General features: G+C 63.5%; 16 protein-coding genes. 6 read left to right on the top strand and 10 right to left on the bottom strand.

The annotated features are described in order from the left end of the window. Positions 1-16: 16 nt before the first annotated feature. From AC1DYQ_RS18655 to hemC, 3 genes are read right to left on the bottom strand one after another with little or no spacing between them, the layout of a single operon-like run. Complete coding sequence (locus AC1DYQ_RS18655; protein WP_477688036.1) at positions 17-1,177, bottom strand: uroporphyrinogen-III C-methyltransferase; 1,161 nt, start codon at positions 1,175-1,177, stop codon at positions 17-19. Beyond that, the gene (locus AC1DYQ_RS18650; RefSeq protein WP_477688035.1) at positions 1,174-2,058 is read right to left on the bottom strand and encodes a uroporphyrinogen-III synthase; all 885 of its coding nucleotides are present in this window, start codon (positions 2,056-2,058) and stop codon (positions 1,174-1,176) included. Before AC1DYQ_RS18650 ends, AC1DYQ_RS18655 begins: the two co-directional genes overlap by 4 nt. Continuing rightward, positions 2,058-3,023 carry a hydroxymethylbilane synthase gene (hemC, locus tag AC1DYQ_RS18645; protein ID WP_477688034.1) on the bottom strand — a complete coding sequence of 322 codons (966 nt, stop codon included), beginning with the start codon at positions 3,021-3,023 and terminating at the stop codon, positions 2,058-2,060. Before hemC ends, AC1DYQ_RS18650 begins: the two co-directional genes overlap by 1 nt. Before the next feature lie 104 nt (positions 3,024-3,127). Between hemC and ppc the strand changes: the two genes are divergently transcribed. From ppc to AC1DYQ_RS18630, 3 genes are all read left to right on the top strand, one after another. Further along, positions 3,128-6,013: a phosphoenolpyruvate carboxylase gene (ppc, locus tag AC1DYQ_RS18640; protein ID WP_477688033.1), complete on the top strand. Its 2,886-nt coding sequence runs from the start codon at positions 3,128-3,130 to the stop codon at positions 6,011-6,013. 215 nt (positions 6,014-6,228) lie between these two features. Then, positions 6,229-6,456: a hypothetical protein gene (locus AC1DYQ_RS18635; protein ID WP_457279414.1), complete on the top strand. Its 228-nt coding sequence runs from the start codon at positions 6,229-6,231 to the stop codon at positions 6,454-6,456. A gap of 4 nt (positions 6,457-6,460) precedes the next feature. Next, positions 6,461-14,647 (top strand): glycoside hydrolase family 94 protein, encoded by an 8,187-nt coding sequence (locus AC1DYQ_RS18630; protein ID WP_477688032.1) that lies wholly within the window; start codon positions 6,461-6,463, stop codon positions 14,645-14,647. 66 nt (positions 14,648-14,713) lie between these two features. Here the strand turns inward: AC1DYQ_RS18630 and AC1DYQ_RS18625 are convergent, their stop codons facing one another. After that, entirely contained in the window at positions 14,714-15,058 is a 345-nt protein-coding gene (locus tag AC1DYQ_RS18625; protein ID WP_477688031.1) for a hypothetical protein, read from the bottom strand. A 161-nt stretch (positions 15,059-15,219) separates the two neighbouring features. After that, positions 15,220-15,588, bottom strand: coding sequence for a glyoxalase superfamily protein (locus AC1DYQ_RS18620; protein WP_477688030.1), 369 nt, complete (start codon positions 15,586-15,588; stop codon positions 15,220-15,222). Between the two features lie 189 nt (positions 15,589-15,777). Between AC1DYQ_RS18620 and AC1DYQ_RS18615 the strand changes: the two genes are divergently transcribed. Next, entirely contained in the window at positions 15,778-16,335 is a 558-nt protein-coding gene (locus AC1DYQ_RS18615; RefSeq protein WP_477688029.1) for a hypothetical protein, read from the top strand. 19 nt (positions 16,336-16,354) lie between these two features. Beyond that, positions 16,355-16,972, top strand: a complete 618-nt coding sequence (locus AC1DYQ_RS18610) for an ABC transporter ATP-binding protein (protein ID WP_477688028.1) — start codon at positions 16,355-16,357, stop codon at positions 16,970-16,972. Positions 16,973-16,984: 12 nt separating this feature from the next. On the opposite strand, the gene AC1DYQ_RS18605 is transcribed toward AC1DYQ_RS18610, so the two are convergent. From AC1DYQ_RS18605 to AC1DYQ_RS18585, 5 genes are all read right to left on the bottom strand, one after another. Then, positions 16,985-17,575 carry a tRNA-uridine aminocarboxypropyltransferase gene (locus AC1DYQ_RS18605; RefSeq protein ID WP_477688114.1) on the bottom strand — a complete coding sequence of 197 codons (591 nt, stop codon included), beginning with the start codon at positions 17,573-17,575 and terminating at the stop codon, positions 16,985-16,987. 9 nt (positions 17,576-17,584) lie between these two features. Next, positions 17,585-18,364: a TerC family protein gene (locus AC1DYQ_RS18600; RefSeq protein ID WP_477688027.1), complete on the bottom strand. Its 780-nt coding sequence runs from the start codon at positions 18,362-18,364 to the stop codon at positions 17,585-17,587. Positions 18,365-18,521: 157 nt separating this feature from the next. Beyond that, entirely contained in the window at positions 18,522-19,688 is a 1,167-nt protein-coding gene (locus AC1DYQ_RS18595) for an AI-2E family transporter (RefSeq protein WP_477688026.1), read from the bottom strand. A 203-nt stretch (positions 19,689-19,891) separates the two neighbouring features. After that, entirely contained in the window at positions 19,892-20,629 is a 738-nt protein-coding gene (locus tag AC1DYQ_RS18590; RefSeq protein WP_477688025.1) for a LytR/AlgR family response regulator transcription factor, read from the bottom strand. Beyond that, positions 20,626-21,690, bottom strand: coding sequence for a sensor histidine kinase (locus AC1DYQ_RS18585; RefSeq protein WP_477688024.1), 1,065 nt, complete (start codon positions 21,688-21,690; stop codon positions 20,626-20,628). Before AC1DYQ_RS18585 ends, AC1DYQ_RS18590 begins: the two co-directional genes overlap by 4 nt. 235 nt (positions 21,691-21,925) lie before the next feature. Here AC1DYQ_RS18585 and argH point away from each other — a divergent pair, with 235 nt between their 5' ends. After that, positions 21,926-23,344, top strand: a complete 1,419-nt coding sequence (gene argH / locus AC1DYQ_RS18580; protein WP_477688023.1) for an argininosuccinate lyase — start codon at positions 21,926-21,928, stop codon at positions 23,342-23,344. Position 23,345: the final 1 nt, after the last annotated feature.

Here is a 23,345-nt window from a genome sequence, read left to right as displayed (position 1 = left end):
TCCTGCCTTTTCCCGCTCAGCGGCCTGCGGCCGCTGTGGCCAGCGCGGCCATGGTTTCGTCCAGGCGCGGAAGCTCGCTGGTTTTCAGCTGGCCCTGGACCTGGGCCAGCAGCTGCGCTGCGGCCTGCGTTTTGCGGGAAGAAGCATCAAAATATTTGCCCAGCCAGGCATTGGCACTGCCAAGGTCGGCGCGCACCGAATCCGTCTGCCGCGACAACAGGCCCAGGCGCGCATTGAGCAGACGCAGCTTGAGGTTCTCCCGCAGGAAAAACGACTGCTCCGGCGACACAAGGGCGGCCTCGGGCTGGTCAATGCGGCTCACGCGCAGCAACTTGCGCGCTTCTTCGCGCAGGTTGTCCAGCGTGCGCTGCGACCAGGCGTCGAGAGCCAGCTTGTCGAATCCCAGCATGGAAGACTTTCCGGCGGAAGACGCGGCCGACGCTGCAGTGCGCGGCGCGGAAGCCGGCGCGGCCGCAGCGGGCAATGCACGCTGGCCGGCTGCCACCATGGCGTTGGCTACCGGCAGGTCGTCTGCCATGCGGACCAGTTCGTCGAGCTTGAGCATGAGAACCGGCACGTCGGTCAGCGTTGCGGCCTTGATGCGGTCCATGTCCTTGGCAATGGCGCGTTGCAGCGGGTTCAGGCGCGGCTGCGCGGCACGCGACAGGCGCTGGTCGGCCGACTTGAGCGCGGCCAGCAGCGGTTCGGCGCTGCCGGTGAGCTGGGCCTGCTGCTGGGCCAGGCGCAGGGCCGACTCCACATCAACCACCAGATTCTCATCGCGCGAGCGCGACAGGCTCTGCATGAGTTCTTCAAGCTGGGTGCGCTGCAGGCTGACTTCACTGATGCGGGTTTCCTGGATGGCCAGCCGTGCGGAGAGTTCGCGCGTACCTTCCTGGGCCTGGCGCGCCAGTGTGCGCGCTTCAATGGCCTGCGCGCCGGAATCAATGCTGCGGCGGGCCAGCTCTTCCTGGATATTGCCGAGCTTTTGCCAAAGCAAGCCGCTTACGAGCAAGCCCGCAGCCGCCAGCACGGCAACCAGCAGTGCCCATTTGCGCGGCACCACCCAGACGTCTGGCGAAACGGGTTGCGGGGGAAGCGGCACCAGCGCGCGCTCCAGCACCGGCTCGTTGTCTGGCGTGGAGGATGGAGGCTGGGCGTTAGGACTGTCACTCATGGATAAAGAGATTCTATCGAGGCAAGTGTGTCCCTGATGTCCTTCAGGGCAGGACGTGACGCCACAACAACACCCCAACCGGCAGCACGCACGGCTTCCTCAATCCGCGGATGCGTGGCCACCGCGCGGGCGCGGCGCCAGTCCACCCCGGCCAGCGCAGGCAAGGCCGTCAGGTTGGCCACCGCTTCAGAGCTGCTGAAGAGCCATACAGACCCATCCACGCTGGCGGCGCGCGCGCGCTGAAGTTGGGTTTCGCTAAGCACAGGCGCAAGGCGCCGGTAAACCCCCACAAAATCCACCCGCGCACCGGCAGTCTCCCACTGGCGGGCGATCCAGTCGCGTCCGGAAGATGCCGTGGCCCCAGGCAAGGCAGCCCCCTCCCCCCGCACCACCAACACGCGCTTGCCTTGCCAGTCGCGCTGGCCTGTCACCGCCCACAGGGCTTCCGAATCAAACTGGGCCGCATCGGCCGGCGGCGCATCGATCTGCCCGGCAGGAACCCCGGCGGCCACCAAAGCCGCCACAGTGCCCGGCCCGGGCGCCAGAAAACGCAACGCTGCCGGCAGCACTGCATCGGCATTCGCTATGCTATTGATAGCTGCTTGCGCTCGTCCTGTATGGGCTGCAGCCATTTTTTGTTTGAAAAAGTACTCCACCGCATTGCCGCTGACAAACATGCAGGCGGCGTATTGGCCCAGTGTTTGCCAGGCGTGCTCCAGCGCAGCCGTTTCCAGAGCGGGGGCAATGTCAATCAGCGGCAGGGCCTCGGCGGCAAAGCCCCCCTGCTGCAGTTGCTGCACCCAGTGCTGCGCATCCTGCGCGGGCCGGGTCACGATGACGCGGGTCGCAGCGCCACTCGGAGGCACCGGCGCGTGTAGCATCAGGCGCCCGGGGCTTTGCCGGCCCACACGGCGCCACCGGCGCGCAATTGCGCCGCCACGGCCTCACCCAGGGCCTCGGCCTCGGCAAAATTGCGCACTACGGCGGTCTGGTTGACCTGCACCAGCGGCGCCAGCGGGCCTGCAACGGCGGATGGCGCCTCGGCGGTGGCCGGGTCGCCCCAGGCGGCATTGAGTTGCATGACGTCCCCGTTAGCAGCACCCTGCGTAAAGGCCGCCAGCGGCATGGAACAACTGCCGCCCATGGCGCGCGACACCGTACGCTCGGCCGTCACGGCCAACCAGGTCGGCTGGTGCGCCAGCGTGGCCAGCGCGGCCATCAGGTCGGCGCGGTCAGCGCGCACCTCAATACCCAGGGCGCCTTGGCCTGCGGCCGGCAGCATCTGGGCGGGCTCAAAGGTGCAGCGGATTCGCGACTCCAGGCCGAGACGCTTCAGGCCAGCAGCCGCCAGCACGATGGCCTGGTACTGGCCTTCATCGAGCTTGCGCAGGCGCGTGTCGAGGTTGCCGCGCAGCGGCTGTATGACCAGGTCGGGACGCATGGCCTTGAGCAGCACCAGCCGGCGCAGGCTGGAAGTGCCCACCACGGCGCCCTGCGGCAGCTCCGCGAGCGTGGCAAATTGGTTAGAGACAAAAGCATCGCGTGGGTCTTCACGCGCCAGCACACAGGCCAGCGCAAACCCTTCGGGCAGGTCCATGGGCACATCCTTGAGCGAATGCACTGCCAGGTCGGCCCGCCCTTCGCTGAGCGCCACTTCGAGTTCCTTGACGAACAGGCCCTTGCCGCCGACCTTGCTCAGTGAGCGGTCCAGTATCTGGTCGCCCTGTGTGGTCATACCCAGCAGCTCGACCTGCCAGCCCAGGCGCGACTCCAGCAGCGCCTTCACATGCTCGGCCTGCCACATCGCCAGACGGCTTTCGCGGGTGGCGATGACCACTTTTTTCATATCATTCGGTCTGGATTCAAACGCTGCGGACACTCGTAACCTGCTTGTAATACTTGGGGGGAAGTGAATGCTAGCATGCAAGGCTAAAGAACTAGAGGGTAGAGATGGTCACTTCCGCGCGCGCCAAGAGGATTAAGCCAAACGTCAACGAGGGCGCCAAAGACGCCGCCGCGGCCGGTGCAACCAAAACGTCCAGTCGTTCCAGGGACAACGAACGCCCGCTGGTCGAGGACATCCGCCTGCTGGGCCGCATCCTGGGCGATGTGATCCGCGAGCAGGAAGGTGTTGCCGCCTACGAGCTGATCGAGCAGGTGCGCAAGCTCTCCGTCAGCTTCCGGCGCGACGCCGATCCCGAAGCCGACAAATCGCTCAAGAAACTGCTCAAGAGCCTGTCCGGCGACCAGACGGTCAGCGTGATCCGCGCCTTCACCTATTTCAGCCACCTGGCCAACCTGGCCGAAGACCGCCACCACATCCGCCGCCGCGCGGTGCATGAGCGCGCGGGCGACACGCAGGAAGGCAGCATTGACGTGGCACTGGCCCGACTGCGCTGGGCCGGCATCTCGACCAAAACCATTTCCACCACCCTGGCGCACAGCTTTGTCTCGCCGGTGCTGACCGCCCACCCGACCGAGGTGCAGCGCAAAAGCATCCTGGACGCCGAGCGCGACATCGCCCTGCTGTTGACGGCGCGGGACGACATCAAGGCGCTGGCGCAAGCTGTCAATGCCGCCAAGGATGCGCTGACGCCGCGCGAGCTGGCCGCCAACGAAGCACAGCTTCGCGCCCGCGTCATGCAGCTGTGGCAAACCCGTTTGCTGCGTTTTTCCAAACTCACCGTCGCCGATGAAATCGAAAATGCGCTGAGCTACTACGAAGCCACTTTCCTGCGCGAGATTCCCAAGCTTTACGCCAACCTGGAACGCGAGCTGGGCAACCAGCCGGTGCACAGTTTTCTGCGCATGGGCCAATGGATAGGCGGCGACCGCGACGGCAATCCCAACGTCAGCGCCGACACACTCAATTACGCACTCGGCCGGCAAGCAGAAGTGGCGCTGCGCCACTACCTGACCGAGGTGCATTTCCTGGGCGGCGAACTCTCGCTGTCAGCCATGCTGGTCGAGTTCAGTCCCGCGATGCGGCTGCTCGCCGAAAGCTCACCCGATACCAGCGAACACCGCAAGGACGAGCCCTACCGCCGCGCCCTCACCGGCGTCTACGCGCGACTGGCCGCCACGCTCAAGGACCTGACCGGCGGCGATGCCGCGCGCCATGCCGTGGCGCCGCAAAACGCCTACCTCAAGTCGGAGGACTTCCTGGCCGACCTGCGCACCATTGAAGACTCCCTCAAGGCGCATCACGGCGAGGCGCTGATCGCCCAGCGCCTGCACCCGCTGATCCGCGCGGTCGAGGTGTTCGGTTTTCACCTGGCCACGGTCGACTTGCGCCAGAGTTCCGACAAGCACGAAGAAGTGGTGGCCGAACTGCTGGCCGTTGCGCGTATCGAGGCGAACTACGGCAAGCTGGACGAAGCGGCCAAACGCGCGCTGTTGATGGGCCTGCTCAACGATGCGCGCCCGATGCGCGTGGTCGGCACCGCTTATTCGGCCCACGCGCGCGGCGAACTGGCGATTTTTGAGGCGGCCCGCACCGCGCGCGCCCGCTTCGGCAAGGAAGCGATCCGCCACTACATCATCAGCCATACCGAGACCGTGAGCGATCTGCTCGAGGTGCTGCTGCTGCAAAAAGAAGTCGGCCTCATGCACGCCACACTCGACAGCCACGCCACCAACGACCTGATCGTCGTGCCGCTGTTTGAAACCATCGAAGACCTGCGCAATGCCGCGCCCATCATGCGCGAGTTCTACGCCCTGCCCGGCATCGCGCAGCTGGTCAAGCGCAGCGGTGCCGAGCAGGACATCATGCTGGGGTACTCCGACAGCAACAAGGACGGCGGCATATTCACCAGCAACTGGGAGCTGTACCGCGCCGAGATCGCACTGGTGGAGCTGTTCGACGTGCTGGCCAACTCGCACAACATCCAGTTGCGCATGTTCCACGGCCGCGGCGGCACGGTCGGACGCGGCGGCGGTCCGAGCTACCAGGCCATCCTGGCGCAGCCGCCCGGCACAGTGCGCGGCCAAATCCGTTTGACTGAGCAAGGCGAAGTGATCGGCTCCAAATACGCCAATCCGGAAATCGGCCGGCGCAACCTGGAAACGCTGGTGGCGGCCACGCTGGAGGCCACGCTGCTGCAGCCGACCAAGCCCGCCACCAAGGCCTTTTTGCAAGCCGCCGCTGAGTTGTCACAGGCCAGCATGGCGGCCTACCGCAACCTGGTGTACGAAACCCCGGGATTCACCGAATACTTTTTTGGCTCCACGCCGATCCGCGAGATTGCGGAACTCAACATCGGATCCCGCCCGGCGTCACGCAAGGCTTCGCAAAAAATTGAAGACCTGCGGGCGATTCCGTGGGGTTTCAGCTGGGGCCAGTGCCGCTTGACCCTGCCCGGCTGGTACGGCTTCGGCTCGGCCATCGAGCAATTCCTCCAGCAGGGCGGTACGCCCGCCAGCCGCAGGGAAGCGTTGGCATTGCTGCAAAAAATGTACAAGCAGTGGCCGTTTTTCCGCACCCTGCTCAGCAACATGGACATGGTGCTGGCCAAAAGCGACCTGGCGCTGGCCTCACGTTATTCGGAGCTGGTGGGCGATGCGCGCCTGCGCAAAAAAATCTTCAGCGCGATCGAATCCGAATGGCATCGTACGGCCGAGGCGCTGACGCTGATCACCGGGGAAAAGCAGCGGCTGGCGGGCAACGCCGCCCTGCAGCGCTCCATCCGCCACCGTTTTCCGTACATCGACCCCCTGCACCACCTCCAGGTGGAGCTGGTGCGGCGCTACCGTGCCGGCCAGGCCGACCAGCGGGTGCAAACCGGCATTCACATCTCCATCAACGGGATTGCTGCGGGCTTGCGCAACACTGGCTGAACGGCCGTGAACAACGGGCAGCCATGCAGCGCGTGAGAGGTTCCCCGCTGTAGGGGTACTGCCAGGGGCGCATACTGTAGGCCTTGTCCTAGACAAACTCCAGCGTCTTCTGATGGCCCCGCGAGGTGCCGGTGCGTAGCATGGTGTCAGACACGGAGCAATGCGGGTATTTCGCCACGCGTTGCCCAAACCAGCTACCCCCGGAGCGCAAAATCATGACTACCCTGGAGATCATGGCCGACTCACCGTCCGCCATTCAAAACGATTTTGTTTCCACCGACGCCGCCGATCTGGCGTCACACATGGATCAGTGCGCGCATTCGCGCAGCCGGTTTTTTACGCTCCAGTCCGGGCTTCAGTCCGCGCACTCCCTGGCCTCACCGCGCATCATCACAGTCGCGGCCATACTGGCTATTTTTCTTGGCCTGTTAGCCGTAGCCTGAGCGCGTGACCCCCGCTGTCATCGAGCGGCTGGACACCCTAAGCGCCTACGCCCGGCAACTGCTCGCCTCCCGCCAGGGCGGCGCAGAGCAGCCCATCCGCGCTGAACTTTTCGGTGCGCAGCGCTTTGAAGAACACGGCCGCAGCCTGGCCGCAGCCCAACCCATCAGGCCTGCCGGCAGCCCTGATCACGGCCCGCCTTTTTTCCCGCGCGTGCAGGAAAACATCGCCGCGATCCGCCTTGCTTACGACTACATCGCCCTGACTTCGCTGACAGGCCACTACGTAACGCCGGCCGCCGAATGGCTGCTCGACAATTTCCACCTTGTCGAAGCCCAGCTGCAACAGATCCAGGATGGCGTCCCCCTCCGCTACTACGCGGATTTGCCCAAGCTGGCGAGCAAGCCGCTGGAGGGCCTTCCCCGGGTGTACGGTATTGCATGGGCCTATGTAGCGCACACCGACAGCGTGCTGGACCCGGAGCTTTTCACGGCCTTCCTGCATGCCTACCAGGAGGTCAGTGAACTCAATCTCGGCGAACTCTGGGCCTTGCCGACCACGCTGCGTGTGGTCCTGCTGGAAAACCTGCGCCGCATGGCCGACCGCATCGCCTGGAACAAGGTGGCCCGCGAAGTGGCGCATGCCACCTGGGACAAGGCCGGCGTACTGAGCCTGCAGGAACTCGACGAGCTGTACGGCCTGATGCAGGCCCATGGCCTTGAACGCAGCTATCTCACGCAGCTCTGGCAGCGCATGCCTGCCGAACGTGCAGAGCCGGACTCGCCTTCGGCGCCACCCCTCGTCCGCTGGACCGAAAAGCATTGCGGCGATGCCCTGGGCATGATCGGCGAAGGGCAAACCACCCAGGTCGCCGCCAACCTGACCGTCAGCAACATCATCACCACTCTGCGGCTCATAGGCCAGGTGGAATGGGTGGAGCTGATCGAGCCGGTCAGCCATTCCCTGCAGGTCTTGCGCCGGCTGCCAAGCTTTTCCCGCGAAAGCGAGATGACGCGCCAGCAGATCACGCGCGCCATGGAGCGTCTGGCGCAGCAAACCGGCAAATCCGAGCGCGCCGTCGCCGAAGCGGTGCTGGCTGCTGCGCACCAGCCCAACAACGCCCCGGCGGCACACACCGCCGGCTACTACCTGATTGGGCCGGGCCGCCCCCTGCTGGAAGCAGCATTGCAGCCCGACGCAGCGCCCCACAAACCATCGCCGGCCCCCGAAACACCGCGCGCCTGGCGCCTGCCGCTCTACGCGGCCGCATGGATTACCGGAACCGCTGCGTTGCTCAGTTGGGCTGCGCACCCCCTCGCCACACTGCCCTGGACGGCGTGGGTAGCCCTGGTGCTGATGGCCTGGCCCGCGTCGGAAGTGGTCGCCGCGCTCATCCACCGGCTGATCGCTGAATCCACACGCATACAGCCCCTGGCCCGTCTCGATTTCAGCACGGGCATCCCGGCTGAACACCGCGTGCTGGTGGTGATACCTTCGATGCTTTCTTCAGCTTGCGCCAACAGCGAACTGGTGCACCGCCTGCAGCTGCACTGGCTGGCCAGCCGCGAAACCCATGCGCAGTTTGCCCTGCTGACAGACTGGGCTGACGCCGACGCCGAGAGCCTGGCCGGCGATTCAGAGCTGCTTGAGGACGTCCTCGTCAAACTGCGCGCGCTCAACGCAGCCTGCCCGCCGGAGAGCTCCGACTTACCAGCAAGATTTTTACTGCTGCACCGCCCGCGCAGCTGGTCCGCAACGGAGCGCCGATGGATCGGGGCGGAACGCAAGCGAGGCAAGCTCGAAATGCTGTTGCGGCAACTGGCCGGACACTCGTCATCACCGTTTGTCCCTATGGACGGCAACATGCGGCTGGCGCCGGGCATACGCTACGTGCTGACGCTCGACAGCGACACCAGCCTGCCGGCGGGCTCCCTGCGCGAACTGGTGGCCATCGCTGCGCACCCGCTGAACACGCCGCACGTCAATCGCGAGACACGGCGCGTGACCGCCGGCTACGGCATCCTGCAGCCCCGCGTGGCCATGCCCCTGTCGGCCCACCACGAGCGTTCCCCTTTCCATGCGATGTTTGCAGGCCAGCGCGGCCTGGACCCTTACAGCAACGGCACCTCCGACCTGTACCAGGACGTGTTCGGCATGGGCAACTTCATCGGCAAGGGCCTGCTGCATGTCGAGGCCGTGCATGCCGTGCTGGACAGCCGCATGCCCGAGGGTGCCATCCTGAGCCACGACCTGCTGGAAGGCAGCATTGCCCGCTGCGGCTACGCAGGCGACGTCGTGCTGATGGAAGACCACCCACATCACGCGGGCGTGGCCGCATCACGCGTACACCGCTGGACGCGCGGCGACTGGCAATTGCTGCCGCTGATGCTGCATGCGAAGCGCTACGGCATTGATGCCCTGGGCCTGTGGCGTATGGCGGACAACCTGCGCCGCTCGATGATCGCCCCGGCCTGCTTCGCGCTTCTGGCCTGGACAATATTCACCGGTGCGCTGCCTGTGGCGACGGCGCTGGTTTTCACTGTTCTGGCATTCCTGGCCGGCCCCTTGATGGGTGCGCTGGCAGGGCTGGTTCCCACGCGGCGAGGCATCGCCTGGGGGCACTTCTTTGACGTCGGCATGCGCGATGTGGCGCGCAGCATGGCGCAGGCGCTTTGGCAATTGAGCCAGCTGCCCGCCCTGGCCGCCCTGTCGTTCGACGCCATCACACGGGCCCTCTGGCGCATGGCCATCAGCCGCCGCCATCTGCTGCAGTGGACCACCGCAGCCCAAGCGCAGGCTTCCGCCCAGTACACGCTGGGCGCATTTGTCCGCAACCATGCCCCGGTGTCCGCGTTGTGCCTGGCGCTGGGCACGGCCGCATGCTGGGGGGCGCACCCCCTGATCGGTCCGGTGCTTTTCCTGCTGTGGGCGCTGGCGCCCGCAGTGGCCTGGTGGGGCAGCAAGCCTGCTGTTCGCGCGCCGTATCTGTCGCTCAGCGCCGCAGACCGCGCCTACCTCATGAAGCTGGCGGCACAGACCTGGCGCTTCTTTGAACGCTGCGTCGGCCCCGAAGACCACCACCTGCCGCCGGACAACCTGCAGATGGAGCCGGAACCGACGATCGCACACCGCACCTCGCCGACCAACATCGGCCTGTACCTGATGGCTGCAGCCTGCGCGCGCGAGTTCAACTGGATATCCACCACGGAGCTGATCGCGCGGCTGGGCGCCACGCTGGGCACGGTCGAAGCCCTGCCCAAGCACCAGGGCCACCTGCTCAACTGGTACGAAACCCGGTCGCTGCAGGTGCTGCCTCCGGCCTATGTTTCCACCGTAGACAGCGGTAACCTGGCGGGCCACCTGCTGGCCGTCGCGCAGTGCGTTCGCCAGCTGGCGGCGCACCAGGAAACATCGCCAGGCGAATCTACCGCACTCCTTGAATTGGGTGCCCGCTGTGAAAAGCTTTGTATGGCGATGGACTTCGGCGGCCTTTACAGCCCCAAGCGCCACCTGTTCCATATCGGGCTGCGTGTGCACGAGCAGGCACTTGACGCCAGTTATTACGACCTGATCGCCTCGGAGGCGCGCCTGACCAGCTTCCTGGCGATCGCCAAGGGGGATGTGCCGCGGCGCCACTGGCTGGCGTTGGGCCGCGCCTTCCTGACGGTGGGCGTAACGCCCGGCCTGAAGTCCTGGTCGGGCTCGATGTTTGAATACCTGATGCCTTCGCTGGTCATGAGCGAGCCCGACGAAGGCCTGCTGCATGTGTCCGGCCTTGCGGCCGTCAAGGAGCAGCAGGCCTGGGGCCAGGCACAGGGCCTGCCATGGGGTGTTTCAGAGTCTGCCTACTTTGGGCAAGACCACACCCTGGCCTACCAGTATTCGCCCTTTGGCGTCCCACGGCTGGCCCTTCGGCGGACACCACCGGCCGACCGCGTCGTGGCGCCCTATGCCAGCATCATGGCGACCCAGTTCACGCCGCAGGAGGCGGTGGCCAACCTGCGCCAGCTTGAGCAATGGGGTGCGCGCGGCGAATACGGCTTTGCCGATGCGCTGGATTTCACCGTCGCCAGGCAGCCGGGCGCCCAGGCGATGAGCCTGGTCAACACCTACATGGCGCATCACCAGGGCATGTCGCTGGTGGCACTGTGCAATGTGCTGTGCAACGAAGCACCGCGCCGCTGGTTCGCCTCGGCACCACTGGTGCAGGCTTTCGAATCGCTGCTGCATGAAAAGACACCGCGCCAGATCATCGAAAGCGCAGACCCGCGGGCATTGCCCGAACCCGCGGAGCTGGCCGAAGCCCGGCTGTACCATTCGCGTGAGATCGACCCGGCCATGCCCGGCTGGCAACCTACACAGTTGCTGTCCAATGGGCGTTACAGCGTCGCCCTGCGCGCCAATGGGGCCGGTGTCAGCCGCTGGCGCACCGCAGGCAAGACCTACAACATCACCCGCTGGCGCGACGACCTGCTGCGCGATGCCTGCGGCACCTTCATCTACCTGCGTCCGTCCGGCCAGGAGCAGGCCTGGTCCCTGACGCAACATCCGGCGCCGCATCCCGGCTGGCAATACAAGGCCACCTACCTGCCGGACCGCGTGCAATTTGACGTGAGCTCCGATCAGCTGGAGGCAAGCACCAGCGTACTGGTCAGTCCCGAGGACGACACTGAAATGCGCAACGTGACGCTGCGCAACCTGTCGGCTACGGAGATGACGCTCGACGTGATTTCATGCTTTGAAGCGGTATTGACCGACCCGCGCGCCGACGAGGCCCATCCGGCATTTTCGAACCTGTTTGTCCAGACACGCTGGCATCCCGAATGGCGCGCCCTGCTGCTGTCGCGCAAACCCCGGCTGCAGGGCGATCCTGTCATGGCGGTCGCACACTTCCTCGCCAATTCAGAAGCCAACGTACGCGCCATCGATTTCATCTCGGACCGGCGCGCCTTTCTGGGCCGTAACCGGGAGCCCGGCCACCCGGCACTGCGGGCCGAGACGCACGGCCAGGACGGCTCACCCATTAACGGGCTGGACCCGGTTGCGGGCCTGCGTCTTCGCATCCGCATTCCGGCGGGCGGCGTGGCCCGGCTCAGCTTTGCCACAGCCGCCGCGTCCAGCAGTGACGAACTCGCGGCACGCATCGACAAATACCTGCAGCCCATGCACGTGGAGCGCGCTACCCGGATGGCCGCCACGCTGGCCCAGGTGCGCCTGCGCGACCTCGGGGTCGACCCCGAGGAAAACGCGGCGTTGCAGGACCTCAACACCGCACTGATGTACAGCTGCGCACGGCCGATGGCGGAACGCGGCCTGCTGGACCAGCGCCAGCTCTGGCGTTTCGGCATCTCGGGAGACAAACCCATCGTACTGGTGCTCATCCACTCCAGCAACGGGATGGCGCTGGTGCATTCATTGCTGCGGGCCCAACCCTGGTGGAGTTTCTGCGGGCTGGGTACCGACGTGGTCATCCTCAACAGCGAAGTCAACTCCTACCTGATGCCCTTGCAACGCGACATCCTGGCGCTGCGCGACCGCACACTGCAACAAACGGAAAACAGCTTTCCGCGCAGCGACGCCGGTGGCTTTTACCTGCTGCGCGACCAGGAAATCGTGCCCTCGGAAAAAGCCGCACTGACGGGATTGGCACGCGTCATTCTGGTGGCAGACGGCAGGCCGCTTGAGCAACAGGCCGCAGCGCTGCGCGTCACGGCCAACGCCCAGCGCCGTGCGGGCTTCGCTACGCGTCCGCTGCCGGCACTCTCATCCGGTTCTGCCGGCGCCACCGGGCAGCCTGGTGCACTGCAGACACCCCAGGGACACTTCGATGCCGGCACCGGCGAGTTCCGGTTTGACGTTGACAGCCTGCATCGTCCGCCCCGACCGTGGATCAACGTCATCGCGAACCCGTCTTTCGGCTTTCAGGTGTCGGAGACCGGCGCCGGTTACACATGGGCAGTCAACAGCCGGCTGCACCAGGTCACGCCCTGGTCCAACGACCCGGTGGCGGATCCCACCTTCGAGCACTATCTGCTGCAAGACGTGGACACGCAGCAAGTGCTGGCATTAAGCCCGTCGGCACAACACGGCCCGGCGCCTGCCTGCCGCGTGCGTCACGGCCAGGGCTACACCGTCTTCGAATGCCGGCACGGTACGCTTCATGCGGAAACCACTTTTTTTGTTGATCAGACTGATCCGGTCAAACTGGTGCAGGTCAGGCTTCATAACCAGGGCAGCGCCACGCGCAAGCTGCGCGCCCTGGCCATGGTCGAATGGCAGATGGGCGCCGCACGTCACGAACGCCGCACCATCCATGCGTGGAAAGACAAAGACAGCCTGCTGACAGCCGTGTTTGCACAGCAGCGTGAAAGCCGGGCGGGCTTCGGCGGCAGCACGGCGTTCCTGTCGCTGACCGGTTTGCCCGGCATACCCGAGTGGACCTGCGACCGAAGCGAATTTTTCGACGCAACGGGCCGGCTGATGCTTCCCTCCGCCCTGGGCCAGAATGCCGCCGGCGGCGCGGACCCCTGCGCTGCGCTGGCAAGCGAGTTCTCCCTGCTTCCCGACCAGACTCTTGCATTCACCTTCCTGCTCGGCCATGCCGGCGACGCCACGCAGGCACTGCAACTGGCCCGCAGCTGGCAAGGCAAAGATGCGGCGCAGGCGCTTGAACAGGTCAAGGCTTATTGGTCCGGGTTGCTGGGCAAAGTACAGGTGCAGACGCCCGATCCGCTGTTTGACGCCCTGGTCAACCGCTGGCTGCTCTACCAGACCCTGGCATCGCGCCTGTGGTCCAAGGCCGGTTTCTACCAGGCCGGCGGCGCATTCGGCTTTCGGGACCAGTTGCAGGACGCCATGGCCTTCGCCGTCATTGAACCGGGCCGTCTGCGTGCGCAAATCATGCTGAACGCCTCGCGCCAATTCCCCGAGGGGGATGTCCAGCACTGGTGGCACGCGCCCGGCGGTGAAGGCGTGCGCACCCATTTTTCGGACGACTTGCTGTGGCTGCCCTATGCCTGCGCCTGGTATGTCCAGGTCACAGGCGACACCAGCATCCTGGATGAAGAGGTTGCCTTCATCGACGGGCCGTCGATTCCCGAAGGTGCGGAAGACGCGTATTACGCGCCGCAAACCAGCGGGCAAACCGCCACGGTGTTCGAACACTGCGCCCGTACCCTGGACCGCAGCCTGGCCATCGGCGCACACGGCCTTCCGCTGATGGGCACGGGTGACTGGAACGACGGCATGAACCGCGTGGGCCACGAAGGCCGCGGCGAGTCTGTCTGGCTGGGCTGGTTTTTATGCCGCGTGGTCAATGACTTTCTGCCCCTGGCCGCATCGCGCGGCGACGACGGCCGCGCACAGCGCTGGCGCCAGGCCCGCTCCGGCTGGGTTGCCGCCCTTCACGACGCGGGTTGGGACGGCGCCTGGTTCCGCCGGGCGTTCTTCGACAACGGCGCACCGCTCGGTTCCTCCACCAATGACGAGTGCCGCATTGACCTGATTGCACAAGCCTGGTCGGTCCTTTCCGGCGCTTCCACCGAGGCTTTCATCGGCCCGGCCATGCAGGCCATGAACGAACAGTTGGTAGACCACGAAGCAGGTCTGCTGCGCCTGCTGACGCCGCCGCTGGAAAATTCGGACAACAACCCGGGCTACATCCAGGCCTACCCGCCGGGGGTGCGTGAAAACGGCGGCCAGTACTCGCACGCTGGCGTCTGGGCCATGATGGCGCAAGCCATCACGGGCGATACTGAAGCCGCCTGGGAAAGCTTCAAGGCACTGAGCCCCGCCCACCGCAGCGAACACCCCGTTCGCGGCCCCGCCTATGAGCTGGAGCCCTACGTGATGGCGGGAGACATCTATGGCGCGGCGCCCTATGTAGGCCGCGGCGGCTGGAGCTGGTACACCGGCTCGGCTGCGTGGCTGCACCGCGCGGCGGTGGAAAACATTCTGGGCCTCAAGGTGCAGCAAGGCGCGCTGTCGCTGTCGCCCCGCGTGCCGGCGCACTGGCCTTCGTTTGAAATCACGCTGCGCCTGCAGGAACGCGTGGTGAAGCTTCGCTGGCAACGCGCAGGGCTTGCCGCAGAAGACAGCTTCAGGCCCGACATGGTGATCAAGCCGGGACAGGTGGTGATGCTGGCCGAGCTGCCGGCGCAAGCGGCGTTGCTGGTGCAGGCTGAAGCAAGCTGAATTTCGGGTCGCTATTGATTTAATAGCTGCTCGCGCCCGTCATATAAGGTCTATCGGCAGTTTTCCTTATAAAACACTCCTCTTCGGAATTCCAGGGTACCTCTGGCGTCCGTCAGGTCGCCGAACATCGACGGCGTGCGGCGCCTCGCCCGCATCCACGGTTTCAATCAAGCCCAGCGCCAGCAACGAGCGCAAGGATTCGTCAAGCGATCGGGGCGGCATGAATTGCTGCAACTGCTCAAACCACACGCCCGTGCCGCACATTTCCAGTACATCGTGCAAGTAGCGTGACAACGAGCCTGTGGCCTGCGCTTTGGTATTGACCGTGTCCACACAGGCGCGGCCTCCCGGCGTCAGCCGGTAACAGCGTGAGGCGAGGCCTGGAAGAGGGAGCGCGTGGGTCGAGGTCATGGGTGTCTCCTTCGGCAGCACTCATGGTGAACCTGCGGCCGTGAAGTGCTCTTGACAGAAATCAAGAGCAGGCCTCACCTGACACGGCTTTCTTGACGGCAGTCAAGATTTGGGGTTTTAGAGCGCGCCGGCGTGAGATTCATCCGGTTTGTAAAGTGCCGTCAGGTGCTGATGGCATTGGTAAATGTCAGGCGGTTGCCAAAAGGGTCCCTGATCGACATGTCCCGGCTCCCCCACGCGGTGTCTTCGATTCCGGGATGGGCGTGCTTGTAGTTCTTCGCCAAAAGCTGCTGGTGATACGCGTCAAGCTCGTCCGTTTCAATCCGCATCGCTGCGCCCGGGCTGCAATCACCATGGTGCTCCGACAAATGCAGCACGCAGCCGTCTTTGGAGATTTGCAGATAGAGCGGCAGACCGGGCTCAAAGCGATGCTCCCAATCGACCTTGAAGCCAAGGAAGTCGATGTAAAACTCCCTGGCCTTGGCTTCATCGAAGATGCGAAGGATAGGGGTGATTTTTCCAAAGCTCATGGGTAATTACTCAACTGGTACGACGTCATAAAAACAGACAGCCAAGGTTTTCGTATCGGCTTCTATCTGCAAACTTCTTAAAATGGACCGCGCAAGCCAATGCCATAAAAAAGGCGGCAGAGAATGCAATATTACTTGGCATCCAATTAATCCCGCAGTTCTGCGGAGTATCAAAGTCAGGGAGAATTAATGAGTACTGCGCGGTTCCTCAAAGAGCATGGTGACGCAATGCGTCTCGGCGACGAAACGGATCATCACCAACGGATGCAGGAGGCATACCATGTCGTCCGTGATAGTTGGCTTGCCAAGAAGGACTACATGGCGCTTGTGAAGGCTATCGTCGGCAACTGGACATCCGGTAACTGCGTCGAGTACATGCTTCCTGTTTCAGCGGCTCTTATCGCAGAGGGTGAAGTAGAACTTCATCGATATCTCTGGACCAACACAGTCAAGAGACAGGTCAATGCCTTTTTTCGCGAGTACTCATTTGTGCGTTCTCAACGACTGACCTTTCAAGATATTCATTCCACAGACTCTTCGGGTTTCGATGAATTCAACTCCGACTATGGCGACCATCGCCTGGCAGCTGCGTTCTTGCTCAAGAGAATAGTCTCAAGTCTGCTTCATTGGACAGCTGAGCTAACAGGCTCTGGTCTTGACACCCGCGATCCGGACCTCATTGAGCAAAGCCTGAACGCACTAAAACGACCTCACATTGAAGTCAATTCGTTGCTCTCCAAAATTTAACCGAGCTCAAACGCCCGCCATGCTCACCATTGAAGAACTATGGTTCCGCTACCCCAATCCGCAAGCCGAAATCCTCGCCAACTGGTCTGGCGAAATCCTGCCGGGCGTCACGCTGGTGCAAGGTGGCGACGGGCGCGGCAAGAGCACCCTGCTTCGCTTGCTGGCTGGCGCGCTGCCGGCCGATTCGGGGCAGTTGCGTCTCAATGGTGTCGCGCTCAAAGAACAGCCCGACGCCTACCGGCAACAACTGTTCTGGATGGAGCCGCGAGCCGACACTTTTGATCAGCTGACGCCACCGCGATACTTCGAAACTGTTCGCAGCCGGTACCCGGACTTTGATGCGGGTTTGATCGGCCCGCTGGTCGACGGTCTCGGGCTGGAGCCGCACATGGGCAAGCAGCTGTTCATGTTGTCCACTGGGTCGAAGCGCAAGGTCTGGCTGACGGCGGCGTTTGCGTCGGGTGCTGCGGTGTTGTTGCTTGACGAACCTTTTGCTGCGCTGGACTCGCCTTCGATTGCTTTTGTCAAAGAGCAGCTTCAGGGCATCTCAGCGCATGCAGGGCGCGCGGCGGTGATTGCGGACTATGCGGCTCCTGGCGGTGTGCCGCTGGCCGGTGTGATCGACCTGGGCGACTGAACGGGAACCGAATTACTTCGGAACGAAAGCCAGCTGCTGCGCGACAAACCCGTCAAAGGCTTTGAGCAGCGGCTGGTATTTTTCGGGATCACTTTCCAATTGCGCCAGTGCCGCGCACGTTGCCTCCAATGTTGAGAGCTGCCCCGGCTTGTGCGCCTTGCGGATCAGGTAGTTTGAGGCCGGCATATCCTCCAGCGACAAGCGAGGGAGTTGCCGCAGCACCGGGCTCAGGTGCAGCATCTTGCGGCTTTTGCGCCAGGTGCTGTCCAGCACCACGAGCCGCACGCGCGACGGGTCTTTGAGTCGCGCGGTATCCAGGGCCGGTGCTTCATCTTCCGGCGTCTGCGGGTACAGGAGCAAGGTGTACTTCGGCTCTTTCAGCGCATCATGCAAGTCAACCTCGTCAAAGGCCTCACCCGTCAGCATGCGGCTGCGCAGCAGACTCAGGTGCAGCAGGCGGGCGCTGTTTTTGGCATGGTCGACCTCCCGCGGGTGCTGGAGGATAAGCACTTCCGCTTCATGCGCCGTCGGCGTGATCCAGGCGCAGATGCAGGCGCTTTGTGGGCGAAGGCACGCGGCGCAGCGCGGGCGTGTCACGGGCAGCGACCCGTCTCAGGGCTTGCGCTTGTCGGCCACGTCTGCCTTGTCGCCATTGACATAGGCATTTCTCAGATGCACCGGCTTGCTCTTTTTCTTGCGCATGCGGATGTTGAGCATTTCCACCGCCACAGAAAACGCCATGGCAAAGTAGACATAACCCTTGGGTACATGATGGTCCAGGCCCTCGGCGATAAGCACCACACCCACCACAACAAGGAAAGACAGTGCCAGCATCTTGATGGTCGGGTGGTCGGAGACAAAGCGGCCGATGGCCGGCGCGAACAGCATCATCAAACCCACCGAAGCGATGACCGCGGCAATCATGACCGGCAGGCTGTCAACCATGCCGACTGCGGTGATGATGGAGTCCAGCGAAAATACCATGTCCACAATCATGATCTGCACGATCACGGCCGCAAACGTGGCCTTGACGGCGCTGGAGGCATGGCCCTCTTCACCTTCCATCGACTGGTGGATTTCGCCGGTGCTCTTCCAGATCAGGAACAGGCCACCGGCAATCAGGATCAGGTCGCGCCCCGAGATTTCCTGCTTGAAAATGGTGAACAGCGGATCCACCAGCCCGATGATCCACGACAGCACAAACAGCAAGCCGATACGCATGAACATCGCCATAAAAAGGCCCAGGCGCCTTGCCAGCTCCTGTTTGTCCTTGGGCAATTTGTCGACCAGGATGGAAATAAAGATGATGTTGTCGATGCCCAGCACCAGCTCCAGCGCAGTGAGCGTGGCAAAAGCAATCCACATTTGCGGATCAGTCAGCAGTTCCATCATGACTTTTTCTCTTTCTCATCAATTTAGTACAACAAGATCATAAAAGTACCCCAGACGCTCCAGGCCAGCCGGGGCCGCGGGACTGGCTTTGCCAGACCGCAGGCGCAGCGGCCCCCTCGGGGGGCAGGGAGCTACACGCAGTGAGCGACCGTGGGGGTCATGATCCAAGAAACTCACCAATCGGCTTCAGGTCATCGATGCGATCACAAATCGATTTGACAATCATCAGGATGGGGATGCCGAGCAACAGGCCCCACACCCCCCAGAGCCAGCCCCAGGCCAGCAAGCCGACGAACACCGCCACCGGACTCATGCGGCTGGCGCGGCTGGTAAGCCACGGCGTCAGCAGGTTACCCACCACGGTATGAATGGCCAGCGAGGCCCCACCCACAGCCAGCGCCATGTTGAGCGAACCAAATTGCATAAAGGCCACCAGGGCCGACGTCGCCGCCGTGACCAGCGAGCCGACGTAAGGAATCAGGTTCAGCACGGCAGCGGCAACGCCCCACACGGCGGGGTTTTCCAGCCGCAGCGCCCAAAGCGCCAGCCAGGTCAACACCCCGACCAGCGCACTGGTCAGGAGCTGCACCTGCAGGTAGCGCTGGATCTGGTCGGTGATCTCATTGAGAGCCTGCAGCGTGATCTTTTTGCTGCTGATGCTGGAGCCCGCAAGCTTGATCAGCTTGCGCCGGAAGCTGTCGCCCGAAAGCATCAGGAAGTAGGTAAAGAAAACCACCACGGTCGCCTGGCCGATCAGTGCAATCAGCCCGATGGTGCCTGACCAGAGATAATTCTTGATGTTGAACCGGGCAGGCTCCACCACGACACGCATCGCCCCACGCGTGTTGCTGGTCGCCGCACTTTCCTGCGCGGCCTGTTCAAGCTGTGCGGCGGCTTTCTGCACGGTTTCCAGCGCACTGTCGGACTGGTTGGTGCGCACCTTCACGGCCTGGCGGAATTTCTGCGCCGCGGCCGGCAGCGCTTCCAGCAGCTGCGCCGCTTCGTCGCTGAGCGAATAGGCCGTCGCACCGATGCTGCCCACAATCGTCAACAACACCACGGCAGCGCTCAGCCAGCGTGGAACGCGTTTCGTTTCAAACCAGTTGACCACCGGTGAAAAAGCATAGCTGAACAAAACACCCAGCATCACCGGAATAAAGACGGCCTTGGCCCAGTGCAGCACAACCAGGCAGGCGAGACCCGCCAGTACCACCAGCGACATGCTGCGGATATCAACCGGAACCCGAACATGCAGCTGTTCAGGATCGCCCGGCACTGCTGGTGATGCCGCGCGTACGACACGCTCTGCGGGTTCTTCGGTCATATGTCTCCCATATTCGTTTTTGCGCCTCGGGCGTGACAAAAAAGCACACCACAATTCCCAGGCTGTACTTACATATTGCAACCGATATGCCCCGGAAAATTTGTAGGACGCTTTCGCTGGAACCGTGTTCCCAAACCGGATTGACGCTGACGCACCTGCTCGCCCTGGCAGCCGTGACTCCATCCTGACGCGGAGAAGCAGGCTCAGGCCGCGATGGCTTCCCGAACGGCGCTCAGCTGCCGCCTGGACACCGCCAGCAGCTCGTCAATACCATTGAGCCGTACCGCCCAGCCCTCGCCCTCTTCGGGGTCGAAATGTTTTTCCAGCGCGCGCACGGCCCGGCGCGCAATCAGTGCGTTGCGGTGAATGCGCATGAAGCGGGTCGCATGGCGCTCTTCCAGCTCGCTCAGGGAACCATCGAGTATGTAGCTGCGGGTCGCGGTACGCACAGTGATGTATTTGAGTTCGGCTTTGAAATACAGCACCTCGGCCAGCGGCACACGTTCGGTGCGGCCGCGGTCCTGGATGATGAGCGTTTCTTCCGCTGCATCCGCCGCGGACACCCTGGACTGGCCCAAACGCTCTACCTTCTGCAACGCCTGCTGCAGGCGTTCCAGGCGTACCGGCTTCGTGAGGTAGTCGACGGCCTCCAGTTCAAAGGCCTGTACGGCATGTTCGGAATGGGCCGTGACAAACACCAGGGCGGGTGGCTGTGCAAGTGAAGCAATGGTGCGCGCCAGCGCGATACCGTCAACGCCGGGCATGCGGATGTCAAGCAGCACCGCATCGAATGACTCACGCTGCAAGGCCTTCATGGCCTGAACAGCATCGGCGGCTTCAGCTGCCGCCACTGCGGCCGGGGCGGTGCAATCGCCCAGCAAGGTGCGCAGGCGCGAACGCGCCAGGGCTTCATCGTCAACCACCAATACCTTGAGCGTCATGCGGGAATCTCCAGTCGAACCTGAAATATGCCGTCCTTGAACACCGTCTTGAATTTCGCCTCGACATCATGCAGCAGCGCAAGGCGTTCGCGCACATTGGCCAGCGCCAACCCGTGGCCGCGCTCACCGGCGCCTGCGGGGGTTGAATTGGTCACCTTGATCACCACCGTGCTGCCTCGCCGGAGGGTGGATATTTTCAGCTGCGCGCCGCTGGCACTGGGTTCCACGCCATGCCTGACGGCATTTTCCACCAGCGGCTGCAACAGCAGCGGCGGCAGCTTGGCCTGGTCCGCTTCGGTGTCCAGGCTCCACTGCACCTGCAGCCGGTCACCAAAGCGGATCTGCTCAATGGCAAGGTAACGCTGCGCCAGCGCGATCTCCTGGCCGAGCGTCACGGATTCGGCCGGATCGGCCAGTGCATGGCGAAAAAGCTCACTCAGGTCTTCCAGTACAGCCTCGGCCTTGGCGGGCTCGGCACGCACCAGCGCAATGGCGCTGTTCAGGGTATTGAAAAGGAAATGGGGGCGAATGCGCGATTGCAGTTCGGCAAGGCGTGCCGCCGTGGCTGCCGGCGTACGCGCCTTGGCCCGCCAGAACAGCCCCGCCAGCATCATGGCGGACAGCAAGGCACCCGCCGCCGCACTGGCCCACCAGGGCACCGGCTGCAGCAGGCCCAGCAGGGCCAGCAAGCCACAGCCGTACAGCCCCGACACAACACCCAGTGCAATACCCGCCGCCCACTGGTGCGAAGGCTCCAGCCGGTTCAACTGCCCCTTCAGCGCACACACTGCAATCAGCCAGGCCAGGGTGGCGGGCAGCACACCGCCGGTGAGCAGCGAAAAGCTCAGCAGCCAGTCCAGGGGTTCGCTCGCAGCAAACATCACACACACGCCGGTCACCGCCTCTACAAAGAGCACGGCACGCAAAACCACACCCACATGGCAAGCATCAAACATGCTGGTGCGGGTGGAAGTGCGCGGCACCGCTTCCTCATCGCCCGGAATAAAGCTGCCCAGCAACGTGGATTCGCTGAAATTCTTCTGATCGGGCACAGGCTTCATGGACGTCGGCGGCTCTTCGGCTATCGTGGAAAAACGGATCAGCTGGGGCAGCGCACGGCAGGGGTTTCCCACGGGGCCCGGCACCCAGATAAAATCATTGGGAAGAGTATTGCACTGCCCAAGGCGATTCGGCCATGGGTTAAACACTATTTAGGCCCGGCCGGCTGCGCAACTGCCCGAAATGGCGTGCTTTACCCCACAGACCGGCCAGTGACTGCCTCAAAGAAAGCCTGACGTGAATCAATTCGACAAAAAGTCCCAAGCCTGGTCCGCCCTTTTTTCCGAACCCATGAGCGACCTGGTGAAGCGTTACACGTCCAGCGTGTTTTTTGACAAGCGCCTCTGGCAAGCCGACATTGCCGGCTCACTCGCTCACGCCGAAATGCTGGCAGCGCAAAAGATCATTCCCGCCGCCGACTACGCCGACATCCAGAAAGGCATGACGCAAATCACGTCCGAAATCGACTCCGGCGCTTTTGAGTGGAAGCTGGACCTCGAAGACGTGCACCTCAACATCGAAGCGCGCCTGACCCAGCTGGTGGGCGACGCCGGCAAGCGCCTGCACACCGGCCGCAGCCGCAACGACCAGGTCGCCACCGATGTTCGCCTGTGGCTGCGCAGCGAGATCGACCTGATCGGCGGGCTGCTGACCGATCTGCAAAAAGCGCTGGTTGACATCGCCGAGAAAAATGTCGAAGTCATCCTGCCGGGCTTCACCCATTTACAGGTGGCCCAGCCGGTGAGTTTTGGCCACCACATGCTGGCCTATGTGGAAATGTTCAGCCGCGACGCCGAGCGCATGATGGAGATCAGGAAGCGGGTGAACCGCCTGCCGCTGGGTGCGGCAGCACTGGCCGGCACCAGCTACCCGCTGGACCGCGAACGCGTGGCCAAAACGCTGGGCATGGTCGACGAAAGCGGCCAGCCGCAGGTATGCCAGAACAGCCTGGACGCCGTGAGCGACCGTGACTTCGCGATTGAGTTCACGGCGGCCGCGTCGCTCGCCATGGTGCATATCAGCCGCATGAGTGAAGAGCTGATCTTGTGGATGAGCCAGAACTTCGGCTTCATCCACATTCCCGACCGCTTCACCACCGGCTCGTCCATCATGCCGCAGAAGAAAAACCCCGACGTGCCCGAACTGGCGCGCGGCAAGACCGGCCGCGTGGTCGGCCACCTGATGGGCCTGATCACGCTGATGAAGGGCCAGCCCCTGGCCTACAACAAAGACAATCAGGAAGACAAGGAGCCGCTGTTCGACACCGTCGACACGCTCAAGGACACGCTGCGCATCTTTGCCGAGATGGTGGCCGGCATCACCGTCAAACCCGAAGCCATGGAAAAGGCCGCGCTACGCGGCTACGCCACCGCCACAGACCTGGCCGACTACCTGGTGAAAAAAGGCCTGCCCTTCCGTGATGCCCACGAAACCGTGGCCCACGCCGTCAAGGCCGCCACAACCCATGCGGTGGACCTGTCCGAGTTGCCGCTGGCCGTACTGCAGGAATTCAACCCCAGCATCGAAAAAGACGTGTACGACTGCCTGAGCCTGCGCGGCTCGCTGAACGCCCGCAACATCCTGGGTGGCACTGCGCCGGCACAAGTCAAGGCCCAGATCACGCGGCACCGGGCGCGGCTGGCCTCGCTCTCCTGAC

Source organism: Polaromonas sp. P1_F4 (genome assembly GCF_056405675.1).
Note: the sequence above shows the minus strand (reverse complement) of the source record. Positions and strands in the feature narration are given on the sequence as shown.